The 15183-nt window shown below is 54.9% G+C and carries 13 protein-coding genes; 4 read left to right on the plus strand and 9 right to left on the minus strand.

What is annotated here, in order from left to right; all coding sequences use genetic code 11:
* Positions 1–3: 3 nt before the first annotated feature.
* Complete coding sequence (locus tag C8R21_RS00675; protein ID WP_107761072.1) at positions 4–1188, plus strand: acylneuraminate cytidylyltransferase; 1185 nt, start codon at positions 4–6, stop codon at positions 1186–1188.
* Here the strand turns inward: C8R21_RS00675 and C8R21_RS16275 are convergent.
* The 7 genes from C8R21_RS16275 to C8R21_RS00705 all read right to left on the minus strand — a co-directional run bounded on the left by C8R21_RS16275 (position 1145) and on the right by C8R21_RS00705 (position 8684).
* Complete coding sequence (locus C8R21_RS16275) at positions 1145–2131, minus strand: hypothetical protein (protein ID WP_258192175.1); 987 nt, start codon at positions 2129–2131, stop codon at positions 1145–1147. The two genes, C8R21_RS00675 and C8R21_RS16275, sit on opposite strands and share 44 nt — an antisense overlap.
* The gene (locus C8R21_RS16280) at positions 2128–3090 is read right to left on the minus strand and encodes a diacylglycerol/lipid kinase family protein (RefSeq protein WP_258192176.1); all 963 of its coding nucleotides are present in this window, start codon (positions 3088–3090) and stop codon (positions 2128–2130) included. The genes C8R21_RS16275 and C8R21_RS16280 overlap by 4 nt, the downstream gene beginning before the upstream one ends.
* Positions 3091–3140: 50 nt before the next feature.
* Entirely contained in the window at positions 3141–4340 is a 1200-nt protein-coding gene (locus C8R21_RS00685; RefSeq protein ID WP_107760972.1) for a CDP-alcohol phosphatidyltransferase family protein, read from the minus strand.
* A 127-nt stretch (positions 4341–4467) separates the two neighbouring features.
* The gene (gene lptG, locus C8R21_RS00690; RefSeq protein WP_107760973.1) at positions 4468–5532 is read right to left on the minus strand and encodes an LPS export ABC transporter permease LptG; all 1065 of its coding nucleotides are present in this window, start codon (positions 5530–5532) and stop codon (positions 4468–4470) included.
* Positions 5529–6599 carry an LPS export ABC transporter permease LptF gene (gene lptF, locus C8R21_RS00695; RefSeq protein WP_107760974.1) on the minus strand — a complete coding sequence of 357 codons (1071 nt, stop codon included), beginning with the start codon at positions 6597–6599 and terminating at the stop codon, positions 5529–5531. The genes lptG and lptF overlap by 4 nt, the downstream gene beginning before the upstream one ends.
* A 41-nt stretch (positions 6600–6640) precedes the next feature.
* Positions 6641–7483, minus strand: a complete 843-nt coding sequence (locus tag C8R21_RS00700) for a nucleotidyltransferase family protein (protein ID WP_107760975.1) — start codon at positions 7481–7483, stop codon at positions 6641–6643.
* Between the two features lie 46 nt (positions 7484–7529).
* Entirely contained in the window at positions 7530–8684 is a 1155-nt protein-coding gene (locus tag C8R21_RS00705) for an N-acetyltransferase (protein ID WP_181258819.1), read from the minus strand.
* Between the two features lie 392 nt (positions 8685–9076).
* Between C8R21_RS00705 and C8R21_RS00710 the strand changes: the two genes are divergently transcribed.
* The 3 genes from C8R21_RS00710 to C8R21_RS00720 all read left to right on the plus strand — a co-directional run bounded on the left by C8R21_RS00710 (position 9077) and on the right by C8R21_RS00720 (position 10995).
* The gene (locus C8R21_RS00710; RefSeq protein ID WP_107760976.1) at positions 9077–9331 is read left to right on the plus strand and encodes a hypothetical protein; all 255 of its coding nucleotides are present in this window, start codon (positions 9077–9079) and stop codon (positions 9329–9331) included.
* A gap of 174 nt (positions 9332–9505) precedes the next feature.
* Positions 9506–10735, plus strand: coding sequence for a beta-ketoacyl-ACP synthase II (fabF, locus tag C8R21_RS00715; protein WP_107760977.1), 1230 nt, complete (start codon positions 9506–9508; stop codon positions 10733–10735).
* Between the two features lie 2 nt (positions 10736–10737).
* Positions 10738–10995, plus strand: a complete 258-nt coding sequence (locus C8R21_RS00720; RefSeq protein WP_107760978.1) for an acyl carrier protein — start codon at positions 10738–10740, stop codon at positions 10993–10995.
* A gap of 108 nt (positions 10996–11103) precedes the next feature.
* On the opposite strand, the gene C8R21_RS00725 is transcribed toward C8R21_RS00720, so the two are convergent.
* Positions 11104–13650 carry a DNA topoisomerase III gene (locus tag C8R21_RS00725; RefSeq protein WP_107761074.1) on the minus strand — a complete coding sequence of 849 codons (2547 nt, stop codon included), beginning with the start codon at positions 13648–13650 and terminating at the stop codon, positions 11104–11106.
* Positions 13651–13929: 279 nt separating this feature from the next.
* Complete coding sequence (dprA, locus tag C8R21_RS00730; RefSeq protein ID WP_107760979.1) at positions 13930–15048, minus strand: DNA-processing protein DprA; 1119 nt, start codon at positions 15046–15048, stop codon at positions 13930–13932.
* Between the last annotated feature and the right edge of the window lie 135 nt (positions 15049–15183).

Raw genomic sequence — 15183 nt, forward strand, 5'->3', positions numbered from 1 at the left:
TTCATGCCTCTGCGCGCGCATTCGAAATCGATTATCGAAAAGAATGTGCGCAACATCGCGGGACGGCCGTTATTCGCATGGAGCCTGGAACAGGCGATCGCATCGCAGTGTTTCGATGATGTCTATGTTGCGACCGATTCTCCCAAGATCCGAAAAGCGGTATTGGAGGAATTTTCATCAGTGACGGTTCTGGAACGCTCTGCCGTAACCTCCACGGACACGGCCAGTACAGAAAGCGCAATGCTCGAATTTCAACAGCAGATTCCCTTTGATGTCATGTGTCTTATCCAGGCGACCTCGCCGCTCACGCGGGCAGACGATTTTCGCTCCGCCAAGCATAAGTTCCTGGCAGAAAACCTTGATTCCCTTCTGACCGCTGTGCCTTCAAAGCGCTTTTTCTGGAGCGTACATGGCACACCCGTCAACTACGACCCGATGCACCGACCAAGACGGCAGGACTTCGAAGGATACCTCATGGAGAATGGCGCTTTTTACCTGACGCGGAGGAAATTGCTGGAGGAATGCGGTTGCCGGCTAGGGGGGCGTATCGGTGTCCATGAAATGGCCGCCGAGAGCGCGGTCGAAATTGACGATGAAACTGACTGGATTGTTGTAGAACAACTCCTGCTCAAGCAGAAACGCCAGACGGTTAACGCCGTCGCGGCCGAAATCAAGGCGTTGGTGCTCGATGTAGATGGTACCCTGACCGACGGTGGAATGTATTACGGCCCCGACGGTGAAGCCCTAAAGAAATTCAACACCCGGGACGCGCACGGACTGAAACTGCTGCGGGAGAATGGCATCCGGGTCGGCGTCATCACCACTGAAACCAGCCCGTCAGTGGAGGCGCGGATGAGAAAACTCGGGATTGATGAATATTACCCTGGCGCCCGTGATAAATCAGCGCTTCTTCTGCAACTTGCAACACGCTGGTCGGTTTCATTGCAACACATCGCCTACATTGGCGACGATCTCTGCGACCTGGAATGCATGCGGCGGGTCGGTGCTGCGTTTTGTCCCGCGGACGCTGTTCCGGAAGTCATGCAGCAGGCACATCATGTCTGCGGGCATACCGGAGGGAATGGCGCAGTGCGGGAAGCCTGTGATCTCATTCTCAAAGCACGCACGTCAATGCTTGCCGCAGTCAGCGCATCACGCCCCGCCGCAACAGGCGCCATGAAACTTTAAAACCCCACAACAGGGGATGGCGCCGTAGCATAGGGGTCACTTCGACGCGAACGCCGGTATGGCGCTCGATTTTCCAGGCGGCATAGCTGATGCTGTCATGAAAGGTAAAAGCCGCCTTCGACAGCCGCAGCACGGACAGGACTTTTCCCTGCCAACGCCGCAGCCGCCAGTGCCAAAGCGACTTCCGACGTTCTGCATCGCCTATCAGACATTCGTAACCTCCATCCGGCAGGGGCCTCAATTTTCCTGCCAGTGCCGGTATTGCGAGAGCAGTCAGGCGTGAATAGATCTCCAGGTCCATCTGCGCGAGCTGGCGCGCGCGGCCTGCTCTCTCGGGCCGCAATTCCGCAGCGTAAGTCTGGGTTAATCCATTGGTCCAGATCATTTCAGTGGTGGTCACTGTGGCCCCGGAACAATCGAGAGTGGGCAGGGTGGAGCCGAGAAAAGTGACGACCGCATGGGCCAAAGACTCCGAAATTCGCTTGCGAGCAGCTTCGTCGCGGGAAAATAATAGCCTCGAGGGCTGAGCAAAACGTGCCCAGAGATAAGGGTGGAACCAGCGGCGGGTCCCCTGCTCGAAGTCCGCCATTGAAACCACGGCATATTTGGCACGGAACGTTTTCTCCTCTTGGGACACCTCCAGATAAAAGACATTCGGAGGTAGCAATGCGTTGAAATAGCGCAGGTAGCGTTCCGGGTAAGCACTGCTGTAACTGCCCACGACCGCGTAAAAATCGACCACCCCATCCCCTATCTCACGCGCGCGCAGGCACGATCCATAAAGAAGCACAGCGTCGAGGGCTGAACCGAAGCGCAATTTCAACGCCTCTAGCAAAACGAGAAAATCCGCCGATACCGTATTTGAACTCAGTGCCGCCATCTCCGAAATCAAACCCTCTGGAAGCGGTGGATCCACTGTTGCAGGCCCTTGAAGCATACTCATGATTTTGCGTTTGCGGCTGCCCTCTCCGCCACCAGAAAGGCGATCGGGCCAGCAGGCGTAATGCGCAAGGGTCCACTCTGGCTGTCCGCATGATAGGACTCGCCGTCGACGATGTAATCGTCATCGATCAGCAACTCCATCCCATCAGTGTTGTAGCTATGATAACCATCCTTGTCCCTGAGATCGTTTCCACGCCCTATCAGCAACCGAAGCACGGAGCGCAGGGGAAGCTGCCGCTGCTGCCTGACGAATGTGACGTGCAGCGGCTCCGGTTGCTCGCCCCAGTACGGCCTCATGCCGAACAGCAGGCGGTCGAGAGTGCTGGCGAAAAGAAACGCGAAGGTTCCCTGGTGCTGGGGCAAGGTTTTCTCGGTAATGGTCATTCGGACCGGCGCCCATGCTCCCTGACGCCGCCCAAGCAGAAAGCCTGCAACATAGCCGAAGGTAATAAGGGCAGAGTATATTTCTCCGGTAATACCCAACCGCTTTATCCTGCTCTGAGAAAAGATCACAGCGCGGGCGATGAGTCCCACGCCGAAGAACATTCCATAAACCTTCCCTGCGCCGGACTGTTCTATGCAAAGGACATGACGCTTCACGAGTGCGAAGGGAAAACCTTTTTGAAAGCAGGCGCCCAGTTGCTGCAGGACGGATTCCGGGCTGCCGCTTATGCCGAGATCGAGCGCAGTCATGTTGGTTGTACCGCCCGGCACTATCGTCAGAACAGGCCACTTCGCCAAAGGCTGAGTGGCGAACAGATGGCACAGTACACCCTGCACTGTGCCGTCCCCGCCGATAATTACCAGCAGATCCGTACCAGCGTTCACGAACGCATCCACCGAGGCGCTGATTTCGTGTGCGTTCGTCACTTCCCTGCAGGCGCCGGAAATCTCGCCTGTGGCGCGCCGGATCGCCTCCTTCCGCTTGCGAATGCGCCCGCTGAGCGGATTGAAAAGCAATCCGACAGATCCTGTTCCGGACTTCAATCTATCAACCCGTGATCTTTCTGTCATCTACGTGATCTTAAAGGTACAAAAATACGAACGGCCAGCTTTCCTTCATCCTGCCCCGCAACGATCTCCTCAAACCAGGAATGCAAGGGTCCACGCGATCGTCGCGATAGCCATCCCATCACCACTCTCACTGAGAGAAAACCGGTCGAAAGCAGGTGCCAGATCACCACGGACAAAAGCCCGATATCCGGCCTGCCCGCCAGCCAGCCAAGTGTCAGCAGAACCAGGTTGGGATTGCGGCGGGCAGTAATGAGCCGATTGAAGGAATCCAGTGGACGCCAGATGAAAATATCGAATAACGCGACCCAGAACTGGAATGCTCCCTCACACAGCCGCCCACCGATGTAACCGATAAGAATCAGCCCGAATAATAGCGGCAGATGCGAGGATAAGGAATAGTCGGCGGACAGCCCCATGCCCCAGGCAATGTACCAGAGCGGTGGATGAATGATATCCAGGCCGTGGTCGAGCACATCACCCAAGCGGCTGGAGGTAACGGTTACCCGCGCCAGTTTGCCGTCGACGGTGTCCAGGAAGGTCATGAACCATCCCATCACCAGTCCCAATCCATAGAAGCCGTACCAGAACGCAATCCCCGCCAGCACGGTAAACAAAAGACTGAGCAGTGTAATATGGTTAGGCTGCAAACCCGCACGTATGCAGAAGCGCACTGCCCGAAATGCAGGCGCCGGCCACAGCCACTTTGTCACAAAATCCGTTACCCCTTTGTAAGACCGGTCGAATAGCTCTGACTCGAGATTACAGCGACTATTCCTGCTGATCGGCAAAACGTAGGGAGCATCTCTTTTCTTGAGATTCTGGCGCAGGCTTGGCAGATCGAGGTCTTTCAACTCATAACGCAGCAAGGAAGAAAGGGTTTGCCCTTCTCCTCCGCGCGCAAATTCGTCAAACCCCTGTTGCACGTTCCCGCCGGAAATTCGCACTGCGACTGGCTCACCCTCCTCGCTGACAAGCACAAGATCCGTTCTTGCTTTAATCAGGGCGCCCAGCACGATAGCGTCAAAAAGATAATCTCCGCGTAAAAGCAGTGCCGAGGCAGGGGCGGGAATACGTGCCGGATTGTCAACCCGCCTCGTCCCGCTAAATGCCTTTAACATGCGTTGCAGACGTTCCCGACCACTCAAGCCCCAGATATCGGTTTCGCTATCGCCAATGATATGGATATAAACAGGCATCGACGAATCCGCCCGTTGCCCGATTATCTCTGTGCCTGGATTTGTCAAATTGATGGGTTTCGCAAGTCCTCCCGCAAGATTGCGGCAGGCATTCAGGTTAATAAAATCGGAACAAGTCAGAGGTTTGTTAAAAGATCCGCCGTAACCAGAAATAAGCCACGGCGATCAGCACCACCCCTGGAAGAAGTGCGCTCAGCGCGGGATTCAAATGCAGCAACAAGCCCGCATTGGCAATGATCTGATCGAAGAGATAGACGCCGATTCCGAGCATCGATGCGAGCACGAGCCTGTTCCCGAGGCCCGCCCGCACCGATCCAAAAACAAAGGGAATCGAAAGCAACAGCATCGCGATGGTCGTCAGGGCGCCACCCGCCTTGCCCCACAGGGCAAGCTCATAAGCATCCGACTCCTGCCCTGTGGCGCGCAGAAAATGCACATGTAAAAGTAACTCGGCGGGCGAGAGACTTTCCGGCGATTTGGTCAATGTCGAGATATCCCCCTCCTTCAGGAAGGGTTCCCAGGGTACTGATTCTCTGGTTACGAGCTCCACGGCGTTACCGTTGAATGTCTTGATGACGACGTCCCTCAACTCCCACAACCCCTCATTTATGATGTCAGCATGCCTGGCATACGTATACCGTAACAGGAAACCATTGTCGTCAAAATGCATTATTTCGATGTTCGCTGCCCTTCCCGCATACAGCATTTCTCCGATTCGCAGTATATTCCGCTCATCCCGCGTCCATATCCCTAATTGTTTGCCAAGCGCGGCGCTCTTCTCAAGCGCGGCTGCACGGGATGAAATGGCCTTCTGCTGAAATTGCGGCGCCACGAACTGATCCAGTGCAGTAATAAGCAGTAGAAGGGCCATTCCAACGGCAACCGGTGCAAGGCTGATGCCCAGAGGAGATACACCTGCTCCCCGTAACGCCGTGAGTTCCGATCCGACGGCAAGCCTTCCCAATGCAGTTACATTGCCCATCAATGCGATGAAGGGCGCAAGTTGAATAAATCGTCGAGGCAGCAGTAGAGCCGTATAAAAAAATGCATCCTTGACGCTGTACGTGCCCTTTCCCACATCATCGAGCTGATCCAGCAAATCAAGAAAACCGAAGAGCGGCAGAAGCACCGCAGTAGCGATTCCCAAGCCCATCAAAACCTGGAGCGCAAGGTAGCGGTAAATTATCGTCATCTGCGCAGAAGCAGCTTCCACCGGAAACCGGGCGACAATAACGAGATTGCAAACAGCAGCATGACACCGTAGAGCCACCAAACCCCCGGCACCCTGCCGATCGTACCCTGCTCGACCCAGGTCTGGGCCAATCCGCTCAAAATGTAGTAGATGGCGAAAACCAGAGCTGCCAGATAATAAGTCTTATCCCCCTTTGTCTGGCGGGGTGAAGCGCGGCTGAAGGGCACCGCTATCAGCGCCAGCAGGATCGTTCCCAGTGGGCGCGACAGCCGCCACTGAAGCTCGGCAGTATCCCGTGGCAGATCGGATTGCATCAATGCCGCGGTAGGGGCAGCCTTGCGCCTGTAATCCATTACGTTTCCGCTGTCCGTGAAATAAACCAGCTTTTCAAACTGGACGACGGTATCGCCCTTTCCGGTGTGTGATAGCCGGTAAATGGAGCCATCCAGCAGATGTATCTGGGGGCGCTGGCCGAACACAAGCTCAGGCTGGTATGCCTTCCTGGCAAGGATGATCTCGCTGCTGTCATGCTTGTTCAGATAATGGAATACCTCTCCCATCTGCTTGCCCGAGCTATCCTTTACATAAATCACCCGGCCTTTTTTTTCGCTGCCGTAGAAACGCCCAGCGCGGAACCGCTCCGTATTCAACTCTGCCTCTGCCTGGGCATTGAGCAGATAGCTTTCCTCATACGCCCATGGACGCGCAAAAATGGAAAGAAAACCACTAATAAGCCCCACAGGAACCGCAACGATGAGCACTGCATAGATAATGCGATGCTCACTGACTCCGGCGGAACGCAAAACGACTATCTCCTGGTCCCGGTGCAGGCGGCCCAGCCCCATGATGACAGCAACGTACAGGGCAATGGGCATCAGCACTTCCAGTGCGATCAGCGTTTTCAGGAACACGAGCCTGAGCACGGGGACAAGGCCAAGCGAATCTGTCACTGCTCCGGCCAGAAAACGGGCGGTGCTGAAACTTGCAAACAATGTCGCGAGGATCACGGTGACTACCATAAACGGTATCAGCAGTTCTCGCGTGATATATCGTTCTATTATTTTCACGTTGCCTGTCGCCGTTGATCGGAATTCAAGCCTCTCACATTTCAGGGAGCGGGTCCGCGCAAATCGGCCTCTCCTCCGGCAGCCGGCCCCTTGCCGGCCAGCACCGACTCCGCCAGCACCAGATCTGCAACCTTGTCCACATCGACCCCCGCTTGAGGGTAAGGCAGGAATACCGGATGCGCCCTGATGGCGGTTTTTCTTCTGACTGCTCTCAGTCCCCTTTCTATCGTCAATAATCCCAGCAGATAATAGAAGACAGTCGCGAACCCGAAAGTCTCCATGATCAAGCGTACCGGTCGCTTGCGCAGGTCTTCCGCACGTTGCCAGAATGATACGAGACCGCGGCCGCGATCATTGAGAAAGGCATACAGGTTGCAGCCGCAGACATTCGCATCCTTTAACCTTATTACCGTTCGCCTTGCCCCGGGAAACGCAGCTGCCACATCTTCATATTTGACGACCCCCACAGCAGCATCGCAATCCGACGTCTGCGAGTTGCGAAGAAAATATTGCACGATGGCCGGTGTCAATAACGCATGATCGGCTGTGGTCAATAATACCGGGTCCTCCTGATTCACCTGGGAGAGGCCGCTGCGGGCGCTGCGGCTGGGAGAATCGAGATTTGGCAGCCAGATGACGCGCCCGCTGCGGATACGTTCCTCCAGCTCCGGACAAGCGGGCAGCAAGGACTTCGGTGGCCCGCACAAAATGATGCCCTTCACCATGCCGCTGGCTTCCAGCGCGTCCAGCACGCGGATAATCATCGGGATTCCCCCGACGCGCGCGAACGCCTTGCAGGGCGCTCCCGTTTCCACGGAGATGGGATCGCGAGCCGTGCGGTCCGCTGCCAGCACCACGGCGGTGAACAGATCATTCTTTTTCATTGCATCGTTTTACCGATTCCGGTTCTTCAGTTGCTCCATCCGGCATTCACAGCATCTTCTGGTAAACCCGGTAGCGTTTATACTCCCTGCAGCCCAAACTATCCAGAATGGCACGCATGGGCTTGTTATCCTCAAGTATCCAGGATAATTCCATTGCCTTCACTCCCATGGCTCGTCCGAGTTCCCTCGGCGCATCGATGACCATGAAGGCAAGCGCCATACCGAGCGGAGTACTATGGAAGCGCCTGCGTACTCCCATTAATGGGATGCGACCGGTATGCACTCCTCCCCTGGATCTGATCCGGACCAGTCTGATCCATCCAAACGGGAACAAGTGTCCGTTCAGTTCGGCAAAAATTTCGTTGAGATTTGGCAATGCCACCATGAACGCGGCGGGCACTCCGTCGACCTCCGCAATCTGGATACAATCATCGGGTACGAGCAAGCGAAGGCTGGCCCCAAGTTCAGCGAACTCCGACTGAGTAAAAGGAACGAACCCCCAATTCTCGGACCAGGCATCGTTGAATATATCACGCAGCACTTCCAGCTCTTCGCTGAACTTGTCGCGGCGCAGAGTCCTCAGGCGCACCTGATCCGCAAATTTACCGATCAAGGCATCCATCAGCCGCGGCACCTTGAAATCGAGCTCTATCCAATAGGCAAGCAAATCCTTTGCCTGTTGATACCCCTGTTCTTCCAGCAGGCGACCGTACCATTTGCGGGAGTGTGGCATCATCACCACCGGCGGCGTATCAAAACCTTCCACCAATATGCCGCATTCCTGGTTGATTGATAAATTGAACGGACCGGTCACATGCCTCGTCTGCTGCGCACTCAGCCATGCCTCAGCCGTATAGAAGAGGGCAGCCGCCACTTCCTTATCATCTATGCACTCGAACAGACCGAAATGTCCGCTATCGCCGCCGTAGCGTTCCCGATGCAGTTGGTCGATCTGAGCGCTGATCCTTCCCACCGGCTGACCACTCCTGTATGCAATCCATGCCTGCCATTTTCCGTGCTTGAAAAAGGGGTTGAATCTCGAAAAATGCAGGCGTCGTTCCAGCCGCAAAGGGGGAACCCACATGGGATCATCAGCGTAAATACTCCAAGGAATATCGATAAAAATCCCCATTTCCCGGTAGCTTCTGACGGGACGGACAACGACTTCCGAGAAGTTTGGGCCGCTAATCTTTTTTTTCATGCAAAACTCGGCACTTGATGATCGACGTGGATATTCCATGGTTCGCATTGGGCAGAGACCTGACAATGTTCGCACCGTGAAAGGCTGCGCCCCGGAAATGAGCTGACGGAAGAACGAAACGATTTCAGCTTTACCGAGTCCCGGCAGGAGCCAGTCTATACCCTGCGAACAGGGCGGATATGTTAACTTGTTAACTCGATGACATCTTGTTGACGTGTGATATTATAATTGGCGGTCTGCTACCTGGGACGGACTTCAGCATTTATCCCTGCCATCTCCGTACACTCAGTCCGGAGAATGAGCGGTAGTATAGCGAATGAAGTAAGAGGAAAAGAAGGAAACAGCGACTGGCAGTGATTCTGTAACGATTATTTGCGGAAGGTTGATTATTGATGGAAAGTTCTGAGTATAGCCTGCTAGTGTCTCTCGCCCTTATTCCTGTCGTTATCGGACTGCAAATATGGGTAAGGAATCGCCGCAGGCGCCGGCGCAACGAAGCCGGGCAACAGGAATTCGATAGCCTGGCTGCAACGCTCCTGTCAGCGCTTATCGAAGGAGTAGCCGTCATCTCGAGTTTATTACTCATCATCTGGATTATGGGAGGCATATTGAGATACCTGTTCCCCATGATATTCAACGCAAAGTAGCAACGCGAGTGTCCCACGCAACCGTGAAGCCGGAAACCTTCGGGCAATGGCCCCGGCTAACGATCCCCGGTGGATTCCGCTGTCCATTGCACAATGAGAGCTCACCTGTTCACTGCATTGAATATCTCCTCATAATGAGGTTGGGCAGATTCTTATGATTATTTCCGGTTTTGTATGCGTGTAGTCGTGACAGGAATGGGAGTTGTTTCTCCCATTGGCATCGGGGTTGACCAGTTCTGGTCAGCAGCTGTCAATGGTGTGAGCGGAATAAAAAGAATAACCAGCTTTGATGCATCGAGCAGGCGTTCCCAAATTGCAGGAGAAGTGGCGGACTTTGATCCTTCAACCTTCCTCTCCCAAAAGTATATCGAGCAAACTGACAGGTTCACCCAGCTTGCCCTGCTTGCTGCGCGTCTTGCCCTCGAGGATGCCGGCGGACTTGATGCTTATGAGTCTCGCCGCATCGGGGTGAGCATAGGTTCGGGAATGGGCGGCTTTTCCACCTTCGAATCATCCGCGCTGCGCAAGTTTCGGAACCAGCCGGTACCGCCTTTCACCGTACCACGCACAATGGCCAACTCCGCCGCCGCCTGGATCGCGATCAAACATGGGTTCAAAGGCATGAACCTGACCTCCAGTACAGCTTGCTCTTCGGGAGCCAATGCCATCGGCGCGGCACTCGATCTCCTGCGTGCAGGAAGAGCAGACGTGGTGATCGCCGGCGGCGCAGAAGCGTGCGTATTGCCGCTCACCATCAACGGTTTTGAGATATTGCATGCCCTGACCACCACTTCCAACGACAATCCAGCCGGAGCCTCGCGTCCTTTCGCAAAAGGCCGCGATGGTTTTGTCATGGGAGAGGGTGCCGGAATACTGATTCTCGAGAAGGAAGAGCAGGCCCGCAGCCGGGGAGCGAAAATATATGCCGAGCTTGCCGGCTATGGACAGGCATGTGATGCAACGCATATCGTAATGCCCGACATGGAAGGCCAGATAGCTGCCATGCGGGAAGCCATCCGTGATGCCGGAATGGAGCCGGATTCCATTGAGTATATCAATGCACATGCGACTTCCACGCCATTGGGCGATACAGTCGAAACGCGGGCGATAAAAAATCTTTTTGGAGCGCGCGCCGCTGATATTGCCATCAGCGCCACCAAATCGATGGTAGGGCATTCCATTGGCGCGTCGGCAGCAATCGGCAGTATCGCCACCATCATGGCGCTTCATACCGGCACCATCCATCCGACCATCAATCTTGATGAGGCTGATCCCGAATGTGACCTCGATTACACACCCAACGTTGCGCAGAAAAGGAGTGTCCGCACCGGCTTGTGTAACGCTTTCGGATTTGGCGGCAACAATGCGAGCATCCTTTTCACAACCCATGAAGGAAGAGACTAGATATGGACACAGCGGAGATTGAAGCAAAGGTCGTACAATTCATCGCCACAAAAGTCGAGAATCTCGATGCTTCCACTATCAACCGGTCTTCAAAATTTGAAGAGCTTGGACTCGACTCCATGGATACGATCCAGCTTCTGTTTGACGCTGAAGATGCATTTGGCATCAATTTCGATAGCGAGGAAGCAAAGGGATTCAGCACCGTAGGAGATATCGTCTCCTATATCGAAACCCATCAGTCATCAGCAGCCTCCCAATAAAGGATGAGGCGTTACGCAATCACGCTCCTCCCCTCTTCTTTCATTCTCTCAGCCCTCCGCTCTCCCGACACGGGTCTTGACGAAGCAAGCTGCGCCCCACTGCCCTTTTCACCTCGTTTTCGCGGAGAGGGTTTTTTTCAACGGCGCAGCCCTCGCCCTCGATCTCGATACCTTTGCTTCCTCCGTCTCTGCCGGGGTTTTAACCTTTGCCTCCTTCACTTCGAACTCGAACCCGATTTTTCCATCCTTGCCGGCAACGAGATAGGCTGAAAACGGCCTGCCCTTCTTGGAAATAAACTTTGTCAGCAGATCCGTTTTGCCGGTCTGCAACAGTTTCATCACCTGCTCGCGCTCGAGCGGCCGCGAGAGAATGATTTTCCCTATTCTAAAGCTGCATGTGTGCGCAGAACCGAGCGATTTTTCGCACAGGTAGCTCATGCCGTGATCGAATACCCGACCACTGCACCGGGGACACTTTCCGAGCGGTTCCTGCCCGGAAAAATCAACTTCTTCGGCATCCTGCTCCCCGTCTGCGCCGAAATCGAACTTCATTTCGAACTCATCAGTCAGTTTGATGTTGGCGTTGAACAACCGGCCCATCTTGCTCCGAAAACCCTGGAGAGGTCCCACCTCGCGCCGGGTAATGAGTTGTTCCATTTCCGCCGTTTCAAATTGTCGTCCCGCCAGAATTTTCCATAGCGCGAAATCACATTTCTGGCACTGAAATTTTTTATATGTCTCCTGAATCACGCCGCCGCATTTCGGACAGGGCGACTTGAGCGTCGAAAAATCTCCACTGATGGTTTCACCGCGATGACTTTTTGCCTGTTGCACGATGTGGCTCGTCATCTCCGCGATTTCCGCCATGAACTTGTTGCGTTCGAGCTTTCCCTGTTCGATCTGGCGCAGCTTGTACTCCCAGTCACCCGTCAGCTCGGGCGAAGTGAGTTCCGGTACTTTCAACCCGCGCAACAGGGTGATGAGGGAAAAGGCCTTGGCAGTAGGATGCAGTTCCCGTCCCACACGCTGGACGTAGTTTTCCGATACCAGGCCTTCGATAATAGCGGCGCGTGTCGCCGGCGTGCCGAGTCCCTTTGCGCTCATGGCTTCCCGCAGTTCTTCATCTTCCACCCATTTACCCGCACCTTCCATCGCGGACAGCAACGTGGCCTCATTGAATCGGGGGGGCGGCCGGGTCTGGTTCGAGGCAACCTCAATTTCCTCGGCGATCACCGATTCACCCGGCTCCAGCTTGACCAGGGTCGAACTGTCCTCTGTGCCTGAAGGCTGCGCCTCCTTGCCGTAAACGGCCTGCCAGCCGGGATTGACCAGGACCTTGCCTTCCGTCTTGAAGGGCTCGCTCTCCACTCGTGTGATACGGGTGGTAACGAGAAATTCAGCCACCGGATAAAATATCGCGAGAAAACGCTTGACAACAAGATCGTACAGTTTTGACTCCACCTCGTTCAAACCCCGGGCTTCAATGGTCGTAGGAATGATCGCAAAGTGATCGGAGATTTTTGCATTGTTGAATACACGTTTATTGGGCTTGACCCAGCCTGCGCTGAGAATCTGCGCCGCGAATGCTCCGTATCCGGAGTTTTCGAGCGAACCCAGGGTTTCCTTGACGGTGGCAATATAATCTTCCGGCAGGGCCCGCGAGTCCGTGCGCGGATAAGTCAACACCTTATGCTTTTCATATAATGCCTGTGCCAGTGCGAGCGTAGTCTTGGCGGAAAAGCCGAAACGGCCGTTGGCATCGCGCTGCAAACTGGTAAGGTCATAGAGCAAAGGGCAGGTTTCGGTAGCAGGCTTGCTTTCTTCGGTGACGACGCCAGATTTGCCGAGGCACTTGGCGCGGATAGCTTCCGCAGTCGCTTGATTCCATAGCCGCTCCGGTTTTTGCTCATTGTCTTTTTTGGCTTTCGTGAACGACTCATCGAACCAGCGGCCCTTATAGCTTCCTTCCCCGGCGGAAAACGTTGCATGCACTTCCCAGTAACTGCGAGGGACAAATTTCTTGATGATGTCTTCGCGCTCGATCAGAATCGCCAATGTAGGAGTTTGCACACGTCCCACTGTGGTTTTATGGAAGCCGCCTTCCTGCGAATTGAATGCAGTCATGGCGCGTGTGCCGTTTATGCCCACCAGCCAGTCAGCTTCCGAGCGGCTTACCGCTGCTTCCGCCAATGGCCACACGTCCTCATCATCCAGCAGCTTATTGAAACCCTCCCGGATGGAAGTGGGCGTCATCGATTGCAGCCATAGCCGTTTAACCGGTTTTCTGGTTCCAACATGGCGAGTGATGTAGCGGAAAATCAGCTCCCCTTCCCGGCCTGCATCGCAAGCATTGATCAGCGCGTCCACATCCTTCCGCTTGATGAGCCTGGTCAGAAGCTTCAGCCGCGATTCAGTTTTCTCGATGGGATTGAGGTCAAAATGCGGTGGAATGACAGGCAGATTCGTAAAGCTCCATTTCCCTCGCTTGACTTCGTGTTCAGGAGGGACCGCGAGCTCAAGCAAATGCCCTACAGCAGACGACACGACATATTCATCGTTCTCGAAGTAGTCGGTATGTTTCGTGAATCCGCCCAGGACACGCGCAATGTCTGCGGCAACAGAAGGCTTCTCGGCAATGATTAAGGTTTTACCCATGAAACTCCTGTAAATATCGCGCGCCCCCACGCGATTCATCAGCATAACAGGTGGCAGGCAAAAATAGATAGCACTGCCACCGACTCGGAACCAAAAACATCATCATGATAGGAATGCCTGTAAACAGGCAAGCTGAGCAGAAAAACAGCCATGCTTCTCCGCGCGGAATCATGCCGTCCGCACCAGTCGCTGCAGCTCCTGCAACCTCTTCCGGTTCCGCGTTACCCCCTCCAGAACTGGTTATCACATGAAAACCGTACCTACCTCGAACACTGTAACCTACCGGAGCCGCTGGTAACGCCCGCCGGGAAGACTGGCGACTATGCCATCCAGTTCAAGCGTCAACAGCATCGCCGATACCGTTTCTACCGTCAAGCCGCTACGCATGCAGAGGGTATCGATATCGATGATGTCGTGGCTGAGGTGTTTCAACAGCAAAAATTCTTCTCTTGCAGTCTCATCACCTTCCGGGATGAGGGTGGGAACTCCAGGTGGGCAGCCGAATTCCTCCAGAATATCCCCTGCGCTTTCCACCAGCTTGGCGCCCTGCTTGATGAGTGCATGGCATCCCCTGGACAAGGGCGAGTGGATGGAGCCCGGAATGGCGAATACTTCGCGTCCCTGCTCCAACGCCTGTCGTGCGGTGATAAGAGAACCGCTCTGCAACGCAGCCTCGACCACAAGGCATCCCCTGCTCAGGCCACTGATGATGCGATTGCGACGCGGAAAGTTGCTGCCGATAGGAGGCGTACCCAGCGGAAACTCGGAGACAAGCGCGCCCTTTTCCGCCAACTCATGCGCCAACTTGCGATGGCTTGCGGGATAAACGAGATCCAGTCCGGTACCCACCACGGCAACACTCCCTGCCCTTCCTCGCAGTCCCCCACGATGTGCTGCGGCATCCACGCCAAGCGCCATGCCACTGGCGATGCAAAACCCCGCATTGCTCGCTGCCTCGGCAAAAGCTTCTGCATTGGAAAGACCTTGGGGCGTAGCATTCCGGCTGCCGACAATGGCAAGTATTGGCGTGTTCAGCAGATCGCGCTTTCCTTTGATATAGAGAAGCGGCGGAGGATCGGGGATATTGAGTAACAGTGCGGGATAATCCGAATCTGCCAGGGTGATGACGGAATTCTGCGGGTCTTCCAGCCATTTGAGCGAAGCGTTCAGCTTTTGCGGGTCAGCTCCCCCGATAATGCTGCCCGCCACCTTCCTTTTAACCACGCGCTCCAATGAACCCCTGCTCGCCGAAAGAATTGCAGCGGGACTGCCAAAAGCCGCAAGCAAACACCTCATGGACTGGTCGCCCAGACCATCGATCAAATCCAGAGCAAGCCAGGATTCGATATCCGGTTCGATATTCCGCTGCGAAATTACCTGGTCAGGTATTGATGACATGGCCTCTTCATCCCGTAACTGCGGATGGTGGACTTCATTCCTTCACCGCTGCAGAACCCATGGTGATCAACCTGGAGGCAAATCTCCGGTTACCATCATGACAGGACAATCTGATGAGTTATAGGAACTTGGCAG

It is taken from the genome of Nitrosospira multiformis, assembly GCF_003050865.1.
GTDB lineage: Bacteria > Pseudomonadota > Gammaproteobacteria > Burkholderiales > Nitrosomonadaceae > Nitrosospira > Nitrosospira multiformis_E.

What these genes read in the sequence shown, in the direction of transcription:
- C8R21_RS00675 (WP_107761072.1), top strand. Translation starts at nt 4, where the DNA reads ATGCCTCTGCGCGCGCATTCGAAATCGATTATCGAAAAGAATGTGCGC.
- C8R21_RS16275 (WP_258192175.1), bottom strand. Translation starts at nt 2,131, where the DNA reads ATGAGTATGCTTCAAGGGCCTGCAACAGTGGATCCACCGCTTCCAGAG.
- C8R21_RS00685 (WP_107760972.1), bottom strand. Translation starts at nt 4,340, where the DNA reads ATGCCTGTTTATATCCATATCATTGGCGATAGCGAAACCGATATCTGG.
- lptG (WP_107760973.1), bottom strand. Translation starts at nt 5,532, where the DNA reads ATGACGATAATTTACCGCTACCTTGCGCTCCAGGTTTTGATGGGCTTG.
- C8R21_RS00700 (WP_107760975.1), bottom strand. Translation starts at nt 7,483, where the DNA reads ATGAAAAAGAATGATCTGTTCACCGCCGTGGTGCTGGCAGCGGACCGC.
- C8R21_RS00705 (WP_181258819.1), bottom strand. Translation starts at nt 8,684, where the DNA reads ATGAAAAAAAAGATTAGCGGCCCAAACTTCTCGGAAGTCGTTGTCCGT.
- C8R21_RS00710 (WP_107760976.1), top strand. Translation starts at nt 9,077, where the DNA reads ATGGAAAGTTCTGAGTATAGCCTGCTAGTGTCTCTCGCCCTTATTCCT.
- fabF (WP_107760977.1), top strand. Translation starts at nt 9,506, where the DNA reads ATGCGTGTAGTCGTGACAGGAATGGGAGTTGTTTCTCCCATTGGCATC.
- C8R21_RS00720 (WP_107760978.1), top strand. Translation starts at nt 10,738, where the DNA reads ATGGACACAGCGGAGATTGAAGCAAAGGTCGTACAATTCATCGCCACA.
- C8R21_RS00725 (WP_107761074.1), bottom strand. Translation starts at nt 13,650, where the DNA reads ATGGGTAAAACCTTAATCATTGCCGAGAAGCCTTCTGTTGCCGCAGAC.
- dprA (WP_107760979.1), bottom strand. Translation starts at nt 15,048, where the DNA reads ATGTCATCAATACCTGACCAGGTAATTTCGCAGCGGAATATCGAACCG.